Genomic DNA, 14,320 nt, shown 5'->3' with positions numbered 1-14,320 from the left:
GGGCGGGGGACCGGGCCGGGCGTCAGCGGGTCAGCGCCAGCGGGAGAGCAGGATCAGCGAGGCGACCATCGCGCCGAAGCCCACCGCGAGGTTCCAGTAGTGCCACGAGGCGACCGGGTACTGCTGCTCGGAGAGGTAGTAGACCACCAGCCAGCCGATGCCACCGACGATCAGCGCGACCGCGGTCGCCGGCAGCCACACCGGGCTAGGCTTGCGCGTCGCCGCCGCCGTCGTCGGACGCACGTCCGTCGGCGGGGTGTACACCTTCTTCTTGCGGACCTGAGACTTGGGCACGACGCTCTCCAGAGGGGGTGACGACCTCGTCCGGCCTGACAACCGGGCGCGGGGGCGACGGTCCATGGCCAATAATGTTCGACAGCTAGCGTAGTCCCGACGGGCCGTCCAAGCCACGAATGGGGTCTTCTCCGGTGCACGGAGTGACCGGATCGGGTGGCGGCGTTCCGGTCGGACGTACCGGCCCGCGGCGTGGCGGGCACCAGGCAGACGACGGGGAAGGAACGCTCGGTGGAGTACACATCCGGCGCGGCGTCCTGGCAGAAGGCCATGCGACGGGCGGTCGTCGGGCTGCTGCCGCGGCGCGGCGGGCCTCGCCGGTCCGGCTGGACGTTCGGTGTGCCACTGATCGCCGCCGCGGCCGGGCTGCTGTTCACCACCACCGCGACCACCGCGGGCGGCACCGCCCTGCGGGAGGACCGGCGACCCGAGCTCACCCAGCTGATCGAGGACCGGCGCGAGCAGGTGGCGGCCAGCGAGCTGCGCGCGGCCCGGCTGCGCGCCGACGTGGAGGGCCTGACCGCGGCACTGGCCGACACCAACGGCCCGGTCAAGGAGCAGCGGGACCGGGCCGCCCGCAGCGAGCAGGCGGCCGGCTTCACCGCGCTGGCCGGCCAGGGGCTGGTGGTCGAGCTGGACGACGCGCCCCCGCGCCCCGACGGCAAGCTACCCAAGGGCGCCACCAACGACGAGCTGGTCGTCCACCAGGGCGACGTGCAGGCGGTGGTCAACGCGCTCTGGGCCGGTGGCGCCGAGGCCATGTCAATCATGAACGTCCGCGTGCTGTCCACCAGCGCGGTACGCTGCGTCGGTAACACCCTCCTGCTGCACGGGCGGGTGTACTCGCCACCTTTCAAGATCGTAGCAATCGGCGATCCCGCTGCCCTCCAGCAGGCCCTCGCCGGGTCTGAGGGAGTCATGTGGTTCAAGCAGGCGGCCGACCAATACGGGCTCGGCTACTCCGAGACCGTCTCCTCGGTGACCGTCCCGGCCTTTGAGGACTCGACCGCGCTGCGATCAGCGACGGTGCCGCGATGACCCACGAGGGCGGCAGCCCCCGGCACCGCGACCAGGCTGACGACCCGACCGCCTTCATCCCCAAGGTCGACCGCTCGACGCCGCGCACCCCCGACCGCTCCGCGCCCCGGGCACCCGACCGCGCCGCGCCGAACGCGCCCGACCGCTCGGCGGCGCAGCCGAACGGCCGCTCCGGGTCGCCGACCACCGCCCGGCCCGGCCCGACGGGGCGCTGGCCCGACCCGGTCCTGCCGCCCCGCCGGTCCACCGCTGCCGGCGCGCCCGGCGTCGAGCAGGGCCGCCGGCCGCCGCGGTCGGACGTCGGCCCGGGCTGGTCGTCCCCGGCCGGGTCGCCGCCGGCGCCGGACGGTCCGACTCGAGCCGCTCCTTCCGCGCCCGTGTCGCCGGCCCGGGCCGCGCCCCAGTCGAGCGGGCCCACGCGCTCCGCCCCGCCCGATTCGGACGCGGCCCGGTCCGCCCCGCCCGCCTGGCCGGGCAACACCGCCCACCGGCCCACCGGCTCGCCGGCGTCCGCACCGACCTCCCCCGGGCAGCGCCCCGCGGCCGCCGCACCGGGGCCGTCGTTCGCCGGCCGGCCCGCCGCCCCACCGGTCTCGCCGGCTCCGCCGACGTCGGCCGGCACCGACGAGGTCACCGGTCGCGGATCGGCGTCCCGCCCCGCCCAGCAGCCCGGGCCGGCGTCCCGGCCGGCCCAGCAGGTCGGGCCCGGCTCGCCACCGCCCGAGCAGCCCTGGGAGGTCGTACGGCCACCGGCGGAGGCGCCCACGGCGTTCATCCCCAAGGTCACCGGCCACCCCGCCGGTGCCGACGCAGGCCGGCCCAGCGCGACTCCGGACACCTTCCGGTCGCCACCGGCCGACGGCACCGCGCGCTCACCGCAGGCCGAGGGCGCGTTCCGCGCGGCGGCGGCCGAGGGGGCGTTCCGCGCGGCGGCGGCCGAGGGCGTACCCCGCTCGGCCAGAGCGGAAGGCGGCCCGGCGGGACCGGAGCGCGGGCCCACGGGACCGGAACGCGGACCGGGGCGGTGGGGCGGCCAGGAGCCACCGGCGGACCCGGCCGCGACCGCGGTGATCCCCGCTGTGCCGGGCCGACCGCGCCCCGCGCAGCCGCCGCTGGACTCCACCGCGCTGATGGGCGCCGTGCCGCCCAAGCCGGAGATCGCCGACAGCGACGCCGCCGTCCCCGCCGAGCCGCCCGCACCCCGGCGCGGCGAGCGGGTGGTGCAGCTGCGCCCGCACCAGACCGGCGAGGGCTACAAGAGCGTCTACTCGGAGCTGACCCGACCGTCGCTGGCCTCCCGGCTGCGCACCGGCGTACGGGTCAGCGGCGAGCTGCTGATCACGTTCGGGCTGGTGGTGCTGCTCTTCGCCGGCTACGAGATCTGGGGCAAGTCGGCGATCGTCGACGCCCACCAGAACGACCTCAGCCAGCAGCTGGCGCAGGCCTGGGGGCCGACCGGCGACCCGACGGTCGGCCCGGGTCAGCCCGCCAAGCCCAAGGCGCCGGTGGAGGGCAAGCCGATCGCCGGGCTCTACATCCCCAAGCTGCAGAAGAACTGGGTGGTGGTCGAGGGCGTCACCCCGCAGGACATCCGGTACGCGCCCGGCCACTACCCGAAGAGCGCGCTGCCGGGCCAGGTCGGCAACTTCTCGGTTGCCGGGCACCGCAACCGGGCCACCTTCTGGCGGCTGGACGAGCTGGACACCGGTGACACGGTCGTGCTGGAGACCCAGACCGAGTGGTACATCTACAAAATCTACAAGACCCGGATCGTCCGGCCCGACCAGGTCGAGGTGGTCGCTCCGGTGCCGATGGAGCCGAGCGCCAAGCCGACCCAGAAGCTGCTCACGCTGACCACCTGCAACCCGAAGTTCGACAACTACCAGCGCCTGATCGTGCACGCCGAGCTGGACCACGCCCAGGCCAAGTCGGCGGGACGACCGGCGGAGCTGGGAGCCTGAGGACAGATGTACTCCTGGATCTGGCGCAAGCTGCCCTTCGGCCTGCCCGGCAAGCTGATCGGCTCGCTGCTGCTCACCGCCGCCACGGTGGCGCTGCTGTGGTACGTGGTCTTCCCGTGGGCTGAACCGCTGCTGCCCTTCGACGACGTGCAGGTCACCCAGGACTCGGGCACCCCAGGCGGCGACTCCGGCGTGGACCGGGACGCGCCGACCGGGAACGCGCCGACCGGGGACGAGCACGACCTGCCGTACGAGACCGATCAGAACAACACCCCGCCCCCGTCCGCGTCACCGAGCGAGTGAGCCGCATGCGCGTCCTGGTCATCGACAACTACGACTCGTTCGTGTTCAACCTGGTGCAGTACCTCGGCCAGCTCGGCGTGGAGTGCGAGGTGCGCCGCAACGACGAGATCGACGTCGCCGACGTCGGCCGCGCCGGCGCCGCCGGTGTGCTGCTCTCGCCCGGGCCGGGCAGCCCGGACCGCGCCGGCATCTGCCTGGACGTGATCCGGGAGTACGCCGGGAAGCTGCCCATCTTCGGCGTCTGCCTCGGTCACCAGGCGATCGGCGAGGCGTTCGGCGCGACCGTCACCCGCGCCCCGGAGCTGTTGCACGGCAAGACCTCCGAGGTACGGCACCACTCCGTCGGGGTGCTGGCCGGGCTGCCCGACCCGTTCACCGCCACCCGCTACCACTCGCTGGCGGTGCTGCCCGAGACGCTGCCCGACGAGCTGGAGGTCACCGGCTGGACCAGCTCCGGCGTGGTGATGGCGATGCGACACCGGACGCTGCCGATCGAGGGCGTGCAGTTCCACCCGGAGTCGGTGCTGACCGAGGGCGGCCACCTGATGCTGGCGAACTGGCTGGCCTCGTGCGGGCACCCGGAGGCGCTGGAGCGGGCACCGGAGCTGGCCGCCGAGGTGGACGCCCGGCGGCGCTCCGCCTTCGCCACGAACTGAGCCTCAGCCCAGCGCGTCCCGCAGGGTGGTGTCGGCGGGCGAGCGCACCGCGGGAGGGCGTTGCCGGAGCACGTCCCAGGCCGCCTTGCCGCTGGCCAGGTAGTCCCGGACCGCCTTGCCCAGCAGCACCCCGGGATCGCAGCCGGAACAGCGGGCGGCCACGCCGTCGGCGTCGATGCCGAGGTGCCGGCAGAGGGTGACCGCCCGGGACAGGTGGTACGACTGCGTCACGATCAGGGCTCGCCGGACCCCGTACACGTCCCGGGCCCTGATGCAGGTGTCGTAGGTGTCCAGCCCGTACGGGTCGGCGACCACCCGACGTGGGTCGATCCCCAGCCGTTCGGTCAGGTAGGACGTCATCACCGCCGGCTCGTCGCCGGACGTCCCGCCCGCGTCACCGGAGACCAGCAGCGCCCGGCCCCGACCCGCCTTCACCAGCTCGGCGGCGGTCTCCAGTCGACCCGCGAGCCGGTCGTCCGGCTCTCGCCGGTCCGGAGCCACCCCGGTGCCCAGCACGATCACCACGTCGGCGGTCGGCGCGTCGGCCACGTCGTACCGGTGACCGCGGGCGCTGAGTGTGGTCCAGAGCCACGGCAGGCTGGTGAGCAGCACCGCGACGAGAGTCAGCCCGGCGAGCAGGGCGAGTCGTCGCCGGTGACGGCGGACTAGCAGCGCGATCACGGGCCGACCCTCAGCGTGGCCGGGTCACTCGGCGGGCAGGCGTACCGGCGGGAGGGTCGGCAGGGGCTGGCCGCCGCCGGTGCCGCCCGTCGGGGTGGGGGTGGGCGGTGTGGGGGCGGTCGGCGTGGGGGTGGCCGGCGGGGTCGGCTCCTCGGTCGGCGGCGCCGTCCAGATGTCGATGGTGACGGTCTTACCCCTGTTCAGCTTCGTTCCCGGGTCAGGGTTCTGGCTCTGAACCTTGCCGGCGTCGCCGGGCGTCCGCGCCTCGTCGCCGTTCCGCCTCTTCACGTCATATCCGCGAGCGTCCAGGATCGCCTTCGCCTCGGCCTCGTCGAGGCCGACGACCTTGGGGACTTCCTCCTGGTTGCCCTTCGACACGTAGACCGTAACCGGCGCGTTCTCGGTCGTCTGAGTGCCGGAGGGTGGGTCCAACCTGGTGACGGTGCCCTTCTCCCGGCCGCTGTCCTCATCCTTGCGAATGACCCTCAGGTGCTTGTCCTTCAGCGTGGCATCCACGCTCTCGAAGGTCCCGCCGACCAGGTTGTCGGGCACGGTGACGCTCTGCGGGCCGCCGCAGACCTGGACGGTGACCCGGTCGCTCTTCTCCACCACCGCGTTCGGCTTCGGATCCTGCTGCACCACGGTGTTCTTCTTGCAGGTGGCGTTGAAGACGGGGTTGCCGGCAACCGGGCTGAGGCCGGCCTGCTGGATCGTCTGGAAGGCCGCGACCTGGGACTGGCCGGTGAGATCGGGGACGGTGGCCTTCTCCTTGCCCTTGTCCTGCATCAGCAGCGCCGCGACCAGCGCGATCACCGCCAGCACACCCACCGCCGCGAACGCCGCGATCACCCACGCCGAGCTCTTGCGCCGACCGGGGTCGCCGACCCGGGCCGGGATCTGCCGGGTCTGGGCACCGCCGACCACCTGGGTCGGGTAGCCGCCGGCGGCCGGCGCCAGGTGCGCCGTCTCGTCCTGCGGCATCACCGGGGTGGCGAGCACCGGCCGACCAGCGGCGGCGCGCAGCAGGTCGGCGCGCATCTCGCCGGCGCTCTGGTAGCGGTTCAGCGGGTTCTTCGACAGGGCCTTGAGGACGATCGCGTCGACCGCCGGGTTGACGTCCGGGTTGATGTCGCTCGGCGTCGGCGGCGCCTCCCGTACGTGCTGGTAGGCCACGCTCACCGGGCTGTCACCGACGAACGGCGGGTGCCCGCAGAGCAGTTCGAACAGGACGCAGCCGGCGGCGTACACGTCGGAGCGGGCGTCGACGGCCTCGCCGCGCGCCTGCTCCGGGGAGAGGTACTGCGCCGTGCCGATCACCGCGCTGGTCTGCGTCATCGTGGTGGCGCCGCTGGCCAGCGCCCGGGCGATGCCGAAGTCCATCACCTTGACCTGGCCGGTCTGGGTGAGCATCACGTTGCCGGGCTTGATGTCCCGGTGGATGATCCCGTGCCGGTGGCTGAAGTCCAGCGCGGCGCACATGTCGGCGCAGATCTCCAGCGCCCGGCGCGGCTGCAACCGGCCCTCGACGCCGAGGAGCTCCTTGAGGGTCCGCCCGTTGACGAACTCCATCACGATGAACGGCAACGTCTCGCCGGTCGGGGCGGTCTCCTCCCCGGTGTCGTAGACGGCCACGATCGCCGGGTGGTTCAGCGACGCGGCGTTCTGCGCCTCGCGGCGGAACCGCATCTGGAAGGTCGCGTCCCGGGCCAGGTCGGTACGGAGCATCTTGATCGCGACGTCCCGCCCGAGCCGGAGATCACGACCGCGGTGCACCTCGGCCATGCCGCCGTAGCCGAGCAACTCGCCGACCTGGTACCGGCCACCGAGCAGGCGGGCCTGCGCTGTCATCGCGTTCGTCGTCCTTCGCTCGTCGTCGTCTCGCCGCCACCCGGTCGCATCCATACCACCCGACGGTACGACGTCCGGGCGGCATCGTCGCCCCCGTAGGCCCGCACCGCGCCGGATGTCACGCTCGGCTGGTTCGTCGCGCCGGGATCGCCGGCGCCCATTCCCTGCCGGGCCCGGTAGGAGATCACCCCGGAGCAGACCACCACCAGCACGGCCAGCAGGATGGCGAGGGTGACCATCCCGGACCGGGAGCGCCGCGCCGGCGCCGGGGCGGGCACCGGCTGCCGGGCGTACCCGACCGATCGGTCGGATCGGGTGGGCGGCGGGGGCACGCTCGCCGCGCCGCGGGTCTGCACCGCGGCGGCGGGCGGGCGCGGTGGCTGCTGCGGGTGCCGCGCGGCCACCGGCGGTCGGGCCTGGCCGCTCACCGGCTGCCGGTGCTGCTGCCCGGTGGGCCGGTGCTGCTGCTGGTGCGGCCCGGTCGGGACCTGGGCGCGGGCCACCGACGGCGCCGCCGGGGAGGCCGGCGCGGCGGAGATCGGGCGGGCCTGGCCGGTCGCTGACGCCGGCGCGGCCGAGACCGGTCGGGCCTGGCCGGTCGTGCGGGCCTGCTGGGAGAGCGCGGCCTTGGCCTGCCGGGCCACCGAGGCCAGCGCGGCGGCGCTCGGCCAGCGGTGCGCCGGGTCCTTGGCCAGCGCCCGCTCCACGATCGCCCGCACCTGCGGCGGGATGTCACCGGGCAGCGGTCGCGGGGTGTCCCGGACGTGCTTCATCGCGATCTCGAGCGGGTTGTCGCCCTCGAACGGGCGCCGGCCGGCCAGGCACTGGTACGCGACCACGCCGAGCGCGTACACGTCCGAGGCGGGGGTGGCGACCGCGCCGGTGGCCTGCTCGGGGGAGATGTACGAGGCGGTGCCGAGCACCGAGCCGGCGGCGGTGAGCTGGGCGACCATGTCCGAGCGGGCGATGCCGAAGTCGGTCAGCACCAGCGTGCCGTTCGGCCGGACCAGCAGGTTGCCCGGCTTGACGTCGCGGTGCACGATGCCCTTCTCGTGGGCGGCGTGCAGCGCCTCGGCGGCCTGCGCGACGAGCGCCATGGTGCGGGCCGGGGTGAGCCGGCCGACCCGGCTCAGGGTGGCCGACAACGCGTCGCCCTCGATGTACTCCATCACCAGGAAGGCGATCTGCTGGTCGCTGCCGAAGTCATAGACGTCGACCACGCCGGGGTGGTTGATGGTGGCCATCGTGCGCGCCTCGCCGCGGAACCGCTCGGCGAAGTCGGGGTCGTCGAGCAGCGCCGGGAGAAGGCTCTTCACCGCCACCGTACGGCCCAGCACCTGGTCGGTGCCGCGCCAGACGTCGCCCATGCCGCCGCTGGCGATCCGCTCGTCGAGGCGGTAGCGGTTGCCGAGCTGGACGCCGGGGCTGAGCATGTCAGCGCCCCCCGGAGTCGGAGATCGCCGCCCGCATGATCTGGCCGCCGATCCGGGCCGCCTCGGAGCTGCCGCCGGCGCCGGCCTCCTCCAGCTCGACGCAGACCGCGGAGACCGCGTTGCCGTTGGCGTCGAGCGCGAACCCGATGAACCAGCCGTGGTCGGGCCGGCCGGGCGCGGACTGCGCGGTGCCGGTCTTGCCGCCCACCGTGTAGCCCTCGAACTGCGCCCGCTTGCCGGTGCCGTTCTTCACCACGCTGACCATCATGTCCCGCAGGTCGCTCGCCACCTGGCCAGTGACCGGCCGGCGCAGCTCGCGCGGGTCGGCGTTGTAGATGCTGGTGGTGCGGTCCGGCGCGAGCAGCTGCTTGACCAGGTACGGCCGCATCTGGCTGCCGCCGTTGGCGACCGCCCCGGCGATCATCGCGCCCTCCAGCGGGGTCATCCGCACGTCCCGCTGGCCGATCGAGGACTGCGCCAGCGCGGCCGGGTCGGTGCCGCCGCCGGGCGCCGTGATGTCGCCGGTCTCGCTGGCCGCCACCGTCAGCCCGCCCTCGTTGAGCTGCCCGACGGTGAGGTCCTCCTGCCCGAAGCCGAACTCCCGGGCCTTCTTCTTGACGGCGTCCGCGCCCAGCTTCACGCCCAGCTGGGCGAAGCCGGTGTTGCACGACTCGGTGACCGCCTCGATCAGGGTGACCTGCGGCTCGGGGCAGATCGACGGGGCGGCGTTCTTGATCGCCGCGCCCGAGGTGGGCGGCGTGTAGCTCGACCCGGCCGGGATCTGGGTGGTCTTGGTGACGCCGTTCTCCAGCGCCGCGGCGGCCACCACGATCTTGAAGGTGGAGCCGGGTGGCAGGGTCTCGGACAGGGCGCGGTTCGCCAGCGGGCGGTCCGGGTCCTTGTTGTACCGGTTGTACGCCGCAGCGGCCTCGTCGGTGTCGTGGCTGACCAGCGGGTTCGGGTCGAAGCTGGGCATCGACACCAGCGCCTGCACCGCGCCGGTACGCGGGTCGATGGCGATCGCCGCGCCCTTCTCCGCCCCGACGTTGTTGTCGCGCAGCTGCGCGTACGCGGTGTCCTGGGCACGCTTGGAGATGGTCAGCAGCACGTTGCCGCCGCCGCTCTCGTCGCCGGTGAACATGTCCTTGATCCGGTTGGCGATCAGCGCGTCGCTGGTGCCGGCCAGGAAGTCGTTCTCGGTCCGCTCGATGCCCACCTCGCCGAGGTTCACCGGCTTGTAGCCGAGCACGTGCGCGTACTTCGACCCGCCCGGGTAGACCCGCTGGAAGCGCAGCTTGCCGCCGGTCTCCTTGCTGGTGGCGAACGCGGTGCCGCCGGCCTCGATGTTGCCCCGGCGGTTCTTGTACTCGGCGACCTGGACCCGGCCGTTGTAGTCGCTGTTGCGGTACTCGTCGGCCTTGTAGGCCTGGATCCAGTTCAGGTTCGCGAAAAGCAGGCCGAACAGGATCAGGACGACGACGCCGACCCGGCGCAGTGGTGCGTTCACGGCTTGATCACCTCCGTGGGGGCACCGTGCAGTTGCTCCGGCGGGGTGCCGGCGGGGCGGGCCGCCGGGCCACCGGCGGTGGTCACCGGCCGGCGGGCCGCGTCGGAGACCCGCAGCAGCACCGCGATCAGCAGCCAGTTGGCCATCAGCGACGAGCCGCCGGCGGACAGGAACGGGGTGGTCTGGCCGGTCAGCGGGATGAGCTTGCTGATCCCGCCCACGATCACGAACACCTGGAGGCCGAGGGTGAAGGCGAGACCGCCGGCGAGCAGCTTGCCGAACGAGTCCCGGACGGCCAGCCCGGCCCGCAGCCCGCGCTCCACGATCAGCAGGTAGGTGACCAGCAGCGCGGTCAGCCCGAACAGGCCGATCTCCTCGCCGATGCCGGCGAAGATGAAGTCGTTCTGCACCTCGGGGGTGAGCAGCGGCTCACCGGCCCCCGGCCCGGTGCCGAACAGGCCGCCACTGCCCAGCGCCAACAGGCCCTGGACGAGTTGGTAGCCCTTGTCCGTCGGGTCGGAGAACGGGTCGAGCCAGATCTCGGCCCGCAGGTGGAAGTTGGCGAACGGGCCGCCGATCGTGCCGCCCAGCACGTACGCGAGGTAGGCGCCGCCGAAGAACAGCAGCAGACCGATGATCAGCCAACTGACCCGTTCGGTGGCGATGTAGAGGGTCACCACGAACATGCCGAAGTACAGCAGCGAGGTGCCCAGGTCCTTCTCGAAGACCAGCACCAGCAGCGACAACGCCCAGACCGCGATGACCGGCCCGAGGTCCCGCCCGCGCGGGAAGTCGATGCCGAGCACCCGCCGACTGGCCAGCGAGAGCACCTCGCGCTTGCGGACCAGGTAGTAGGCGAAGAAGGCGAGCAGGGCGAGCTTGGCGAACTCACCCGGCTGGATGCTGAACCCGCCGACCCGGATCCACAGCTTGGCGCCGTAGATCTCGGAGTACTGCGCCGGCAGCACCGCCGGAATCATCACCAGCACGATGCCGGCCAGGCCCAGGGTGTACGCGTACCGGGAGACCGCCCGGTGGTCCTTCATGATGAACAGCAGCAGGGCGGCCAGCACCACCGAGGCGAGGGTCCAGGCGAGTTGCCGGCCCCCGGTCCCGGCGAAGATGGCCAGCGTCTCCCGCTCGGGCGGGGTGGCCTTGGCCAGGTCCAGCCGGCGCAGGAAGCCCACCCCGATGCCGTTGAGCAGGGCCACCGCCGGCAGCAGCGCCGGATCGGCGTACGGGGCGAGCCAGCGGATCACCAGGTGCATGCCGAGGAAGAGCGCGCCCAGCACGGCGGCCGGCATCCAGAAGTCCGGGGTGACCGTGTCGAGCATGTTCGCCTCGACGATCGCCCCGTACGCCGCGACCAGCACCATCGCCAGCAGCAGCAGCGACAGTTCGGCGTTGCGCCGGGACCGCGCCAGACGTACGCCGGGCTGCTCGCCCGTGCTGGCCGGCGATGCTGCCGGTGTGGCCGCTGCGGTCACGATCGGTCCCTCGGATTCGGCCCGACGGTCACTCGGGCGACCGGCAGCCCGCCGGATCTCCGGCCGGCGGAACCGCGTCGGAGGCCGAGGCGTCGGGCGTGGTGGTCGGCGCGGGGGTGACGGAGGGGGCGACCGGGCTGCCGCTGGCGGCCGGCGTGCGCGCCACCGGGGTGGCGGTCGGGGTGATCGGGGCGGTGCTCGCCACCGGGGTGGGGGTGCCCGGGCAGATCGGCTTGAGGTTGGGGTTGGCCGGGTCCTCGGTGGTCAGCTCGCTCAACCGACGCAGCGCGTCCGGCCGGCTCTTGGCCTGGATGCCCTGCTTGACCTGCTCCTGGGCGGCCAGGGTGAGGTCGTCCAGCTTGGCCGAGCTGGTGGAGTGCACGCTGGAGAGATCCAGCCCGGCGACCTGACCCGGGACGCCGCGGAAGACCGCGAGCTGCCCCTCCGCGGTCGCGCCCACGTAGTACTGCCGCTGGGTGTAGCTCCAGCCGGCGAAGAGGCCGCCGCCGAGGATCACCAGCAGCGCCACCAGCATGGCGACCGTACGCAGCGGCCGGCGGCGTGGGCCGTCCGGCTCGTCGTCCCGGCCCGGGGCCTCGTCCTCCGGGGCCGCCGGCCGCGGGCTGGACAGCGCCGAGGCGCGGGCCGCCGGGGTGGAGTCGTCGGCCGAGGTGGCCATCCCCCGGTCGCGGGCGGCGGCGCCGCCGACGATCGGGCTCGCCTCGACGATGTCCTGGTCGGTGGCGTCCGCGATGATCACGGTGATGTTGTCCGGGCCGCCGCCGCGCAGCGCCAGCTGCACCAGCCGCTCCACGCACTGCTGCGGGTCGGGGTACTCCCGCAGGGTGTCGCCGATGGTCTCCGCGCTGACCACGCCGGAGAGCCCGTCGCTGCAGATCAGGTAGCGGTCGCCGGGGAGCACCTGCCGGACGCTGTACTCCGGGTCGATGTCCCGGCCGTCCAGGGCGCGGGTGAGCAGCGAGCGCTGGGGGTGGCTGCTCGCTTCCTCCGCGCTGATCCGCCCCTCGTCCACGAGCATCTGGACGTAGGTGTCGTCCTTGGTGATCTGCGCGAACTCGCCGTTGCGCAGGAGGTAGGCCCGCGAGTCACCGATGTGGACCATGCCGAGCTTGCTGCCCGAGAAGAGGGTCGCGGTGAGCGTGGTGCCCATCCCCTCCAGCTGCGGGTTGGCGTCCACGGTGTCGCGGAGCTGCTGGTTGGCGGTGCCGACGGCCGAACGCAGGGCGTCGACGAGCGCGTCCCCCGGGACGTCCTCGTCGAGCGGCGCCATGGCACCGATGACGATGTTGCTGGCGACGTCACCGGCGGCCATGCCGCCCATGCCGTCGGCGACGGCGAGGAGCCGCGGCCCGGCGTAGACGGAATCCTGGTTTCCGTCTCGGATCAGACCGCGGTCGCTGTGGGCCGCATAGCGCAGGGTCAGAGTCATGGCCGTAATTCGAGAGAGGTGCGACCGATCCGGATCGGCACGCCGAGGGGGACGGGGGTTGGTCCGGTGACCTTAGCGCGATCGAGGTACGTGCCGTTAGTCGAGCCGAGGTCCTCGACGAACCACTGGCCGTCGCGCGGCACCAGCCGGGCGTGCCGGGCGGAGGCGTAGTCGTCGGTGATGACCAGGGTGGAGTCCTCGGCCCGACCGATGGTGATCTGCGCTTCACCGAGGGTGATCCGGGTGCCGGCCAACTGCCCGGCGGTGACCACCAGCTGGTGGGCCGCCCGACCCCGCTTCACCTTCGCCGGCTTGGCCGCCGGCTGCCCGGTGGAGGCGCCGACCGCGCGCGGCGCGGCCACCAGCCGACCCGACCGGGCCCCCGCGAACAGGTCGCGACGGATCACGCCGACCACCGTGAACACGAAGATCCACAGCAGGATCAGGAACCCGAAGCGGGCGACCGTGATGACGAGCTCCGGCAACGCGGATCAGCCGTCCACGCGGAAGGTCAGCGTCGTGGTGCCGAGCTGGATCATGTCGCCCGGGTTGAGGGCGACCGCCGACACCCGCTGGCCGTTGACCATTGTGCCGTTGGTCGACCCGAGATCGGTCAGCACGACCTGACCGCCGTCGAAGTCCAGCCGGGCGTGTCGCCGGGAGATCCCGACGTCCGGTAGGCGCAGGTTGGCCTGGTCGCCGCGGCCGATCACCGTCGAGCCCATCTGCAGCGGGTAGGTGCGGCCGTCACCGGAGACCAGCCGGACGTTGCGCGCCCCGCCACCGTGCCCCGGCGGCGGGCCGTAGCCACCGCCCTGGTCGTACGCCGGGTAGGCCGGCGGGCCGGGGTCGTAGCCACCGGGCGACGACACCGGCGCGACCTCGCCACCGGTGTAGACCTCGGCGGTGACCCGGAACATGCCCGTGTCCAGCCCCTCGCCGCGCTCGATCTCGACGATCACGTCGCCGTAGACCGTCCAGGCCTGCTCGCCGATGAACTCCGCCTGCGACTGGGCCAGCTCCTGGGCCAGCGCGGCGGCGTACGGCGCCAACCGACTGTGGTCGTACGGCGAGAGATCGATCACGTAGCGGTTCGGCACCAGAGTGCGCCCACCGGCCAGGATGGCCTTGTGCGCCTCAGCCTCCCGCTGCATGGCGTTGAGGATCTCCACTGGGTGGACCACACCCTTGAAGACCTTGGCGAAGGCCCCCTCGACCAGGCCTTCCAGACGCTTCTCGAAGCGTTGCAGCACGCTCACCGGCTCCTCCTCGGGTCCCGAGGACATGATGGTATCTGCACAGCGCGCATGCAGCTCGCGCGCCGCTCGGCCGGCGCGCGGCAACCCGTTCGGAGCGGCCCCTCGGGCCGTGCTACTCTTTCGTCCGCCACGAACGGTGACCGCCTGGAAAGACGGTATCCGGTCGAGGCCGAGACCGGAAACTCCGCAGGGGGTCCGGGCCCCGCCGGAAACGGCGGGACCGGTGCCGACTAGAGTGTTTCGGGTCGTGCCACGGGGATGTGGCGGAATGGCAGACGCGCACGGTTCAGGTCCGTGTGTCCGAAAGGACGTGGGGGTTCAACTCCCCCCATCCCCACCAGGTCCACGAGGGCTCCGCGGTCGCGGGGCCCTCGTCTCGTATCGGGGCGTGTCGGGCATCACG

13 protein-coding genes and 1 tRNA gene are annotated in these 14,320 nt (G+C 73.1%); 5 read left to right on the top strand and 9 right to left on the bottom strand.

Features of this window, described 5'->3' with window-relative positions:
* Nucleotides 1-30: 30 nt before the first annotated feature.
* Nucleotides 31-294, bottom strand: a complete 264-nt coding sequence (locus ACFY3U_RS07395) for a cell division protein CrgA (protein ID WP_387196460.1) — start codon at nucleotides 292-294, stop codon at nucleotides 31-33.
* Between the two features lie 231 nt (nucleotides 295-525).
* Here ACFY3U_RS07395 and ACFY3U_RS07390 point away from each other — a divergent pair, with 231 nt between their 5' ends.
* The 4 genes from ACFY3U_RS07390 to ACFY3U_RS07375 are packed head-to-tail and all read left to right on the top strand — an operon-like array spanning nucleotide 526 to nucleotide 4,252.
* Nucleotides 526-1,332 (top strand): DUF881 domain-containing protein, encoded by an 807-nt coding sequence (locus ACFY3U_RS07390; protein WP_387196457.1) that lies wholly within the window; start codon nucleotides 526-528, stop codon nucleotides 1,330-1,332.
* On the top strand, nucleotides 1,329-3,293 hold the full coding sequence (locus ACFY3U_RS07385) for a class E sortase (RefSeq protein WP_387196454.1): 1,965 nt from the start codon (nucleotides 1,329-1,331) through the stop codon (nucleotides 3,291-3,293). Before ACFY3U_RS07390 ends, ACFY3U_RS07385 begins: the two co-directional genes overlap by 4 nt.
* A 6-nt stretch (nucleotides 3,294-3,299) precedes the next feature.
* Nucleotides 3,300-3,596, top strand: a complete 297-nt coding sequence (locus ACFY3U_RS07380; RefSeq protein WP_387196451.1) for a hypothetical protein — start codon at nucleotides 3,300-3,302, stop codon at nucleotides 3,594-3,596.
* Between the two features lie 5 nt (nucleotides 3,597-3,601).
* Nucleotides 3,602-4,252 (top strand): aminodeoxychorismate/anthranilate synthase component II, encoded by a 651-nt coding sequence (locus ACFY3U_RS07375; protein ID WP_387196448.1) that lies wholly within the window; start codon nucleotides 3,602-3,604, stop codon nucleotides 4,250-4,252.
* A 3-nt stretch (nucleotides 4,253-4,255) separates the two neighbouring features.
* Here the strand turns inward: ACFY3U_RS07375 and ACFY3U_RS07370 are convergent, their stop codons facing one another.
* From ACFY3U_RS07370 to ACFY3U_RS07335, 8 genes are read right to left on the bottom strand one after another with little or no spacing between them, the layout of a single operon-like run.
* Nucleotides 4,256-4,933, bottom strand: coding sequence for a vancomycin high temperature exclusion protein (locus tag ACFY3U_RS07370; RefSeq protein ID WP_387196444.1), 678 nt, complete (start codon nucleotides 4,931-4,933; stop codon nucleotides 4,256-4,258).
* A 24-nt stretch (nucleotides 4,934-4,957) separates the two neighbouring features.
* Complete coding sequence (gene pknB / locus ACFY3U_RS07365) at nucleotides 4,958-6,781, bottom strand: Stk1 family PASTA domain-containing Ser/Thr kinase (RefSeq protein WP_387196441.1); 1,824 nt, start codon at nucleotides 6,779-6,781, stop codon at nucleotides 4,958-4,960.
* Nucleotides 6,778-8,214 (bottom strand): protein kinase, encoded by a 1,437-nt coding sequence (locus ACFY3U_RS07360; protein ID WP_387196439.1) that lies wholly within the window; start codon nucleotides 8,212-8,214, stop codon nucleotides 6,778-6,780. The genes pknB and ACFY3U_RS07360 overlap by 4 nt, the downstream gene beginning before the upstream one ends.
* Before the next feature lies 1 nt (nucleotide 8,215).
* Entirely contained in the window at nucleotides 8,216-9,721 is a 1,506-nt protein-coding gene (locus tag ACFY3U_RS07355; protein ID WP_387196437.1) for a peptidoglycan D,D-transpeptidase FtsI family protein, read from the bottom strand.
* Entirely contained in the window at nucleotides 9,718-11,208 is a 1,491-nt protein-coding gene (locus ACFY3U_RS07350) for an FtsW/RodA/SpoVE family cell cycle protein (protein ID WP_387196434.1), read from the bottom strand. Before ACFY3U_RS07350 ends, ACFY3U_RS07355 begins: the two co-directional genes overlap by 4 nt.
* A gap of 28 nt (nucleotides 11,209-11,236) precedes the next feature.
* Nucleotides 11,237-12,658: a protein phosphatase 2C domain-containing protein gene (locus tag ACFY3U_RS07345; RefSeq protein ID WP_387196431.1), complete on the bottom strand. Its 1,422-nt coding sequence runs from the start codon at nucleotides 12,656-12,658 to the stop codon at nucleotides 11,237-11,239.
* Nucleotides 12,655-13,143 carry an FHA domain-containing protein gene (locus ACFY3U_RS07340; RefSeq protein ID WP_387196428.1) on the bottom strand — a complete coding sequence of 163 codons (489 nt, stop codon included), beginning with the start codon at nucleotides 13,141-13,143 and terminating at the stop codon, nucleotides 12,655-12,657. Before ACFY3U_RS07340 ends, ACFY3U_RS07345 begins: the two co-directional genes overlap by 4 nt.
* Nucleotides 13,144-13,149: 6 nt before the next feature.
* Nucleotides 13,150-13,944 (bottom strand): FhaA domain-containing protein, encoded by a 795-nt coding sequence (locus ACFY3U_RS07335; protein WP_387196424.1) that lies wholly within the window; start codon nucleotides 13,942-13,944, stop codon nucleotides 13,150-13,152.
* 227 nt (nucleotides 13,945-14,171) lie between these two features.
* On the opposite strand from ACFY3U_RS07335, the gene ACFY3U_RS07330 reads away from it, so the two are divergent.
* Nucleotides 14,172-14,257, top strand: a tRNA-Leu gene (locus tag ACFY3U_RS07330).
* Nucleotides 14,258-14,320 lie beyond the last annotated feature (63 nt).

Origin of the sequence: Micromonospora sp. NPDC000089 (genome assembly GCF_042899365.1) — a bacterium.
In the GTDB taxonomy this organism is placed as follows: Bacteria; Actinomycetota; Actinomycetes; order Mycobacteriales; family Micromonosporaceae; genus Micromonospora.
Note: the sequence above shows the minus strand (reverse complement) of the source record. Positions and strands in the feature narration are given on the sequence as shown.

What these genes read in the sequence shown, in the direction of transcription:
- ACFY3U_RS07385 (WP_387196454.1), top strand. Translation starts at nt 1,329, where the DNA reads ATGACCCACGAGGGCGGCAGCCCCCGGCACCGCGACCAGGCTGACGAC.
- ACFY3U_RS07380 (WP_387196451.1), top strand. Translation starts at nt 3,300, where the DNA reads ATGTACTCCTGGATCTGGCGCAAGCTGCCCTTCGGCCTGCCCGGCAAG.
- ACFY3U_RS07375 (WP_387196448.1), top strand. Translation starts at nt 3,602, where the DNA reads ATGCGCGTCCTGGTCATCGACAACTACGACTCGTTCGTGTTCAACCTG.
- pknB (WP_387196441.1), bottom strand. Translation starts at nt 6,781, where the DNA reads ATGACAGCGCAGGCCCGCCTGCTCGGTGGCCGGTACCAGGTCGGCGAG.
- ACFY3U_RS07360 (WP_387196439.1), bottom strand. Translation starts at nt 8,214, where the DNA reads ATGCTCAGCCCCGGCGTCCAGCTCGGCAACCGCTACCGCCTCGACGAG.
- ACFY3U_RS07345 (WP_387196431.1), bottom strand. Translation starts at nt 12,658, where the DNA reads ATGACTCTGACCCTGCGCTATGCGGCCCACAGCGACCGCGGTCTGATC.
- ACFY3U_RS07335 (WP_387196424.1), bottom strand. Translation starts at nt 13,944, where the DNA reads ATGTCCTCGGGACCCGAGGAGGAGCCGGTGAGCGTGCTGCAACGCTTC.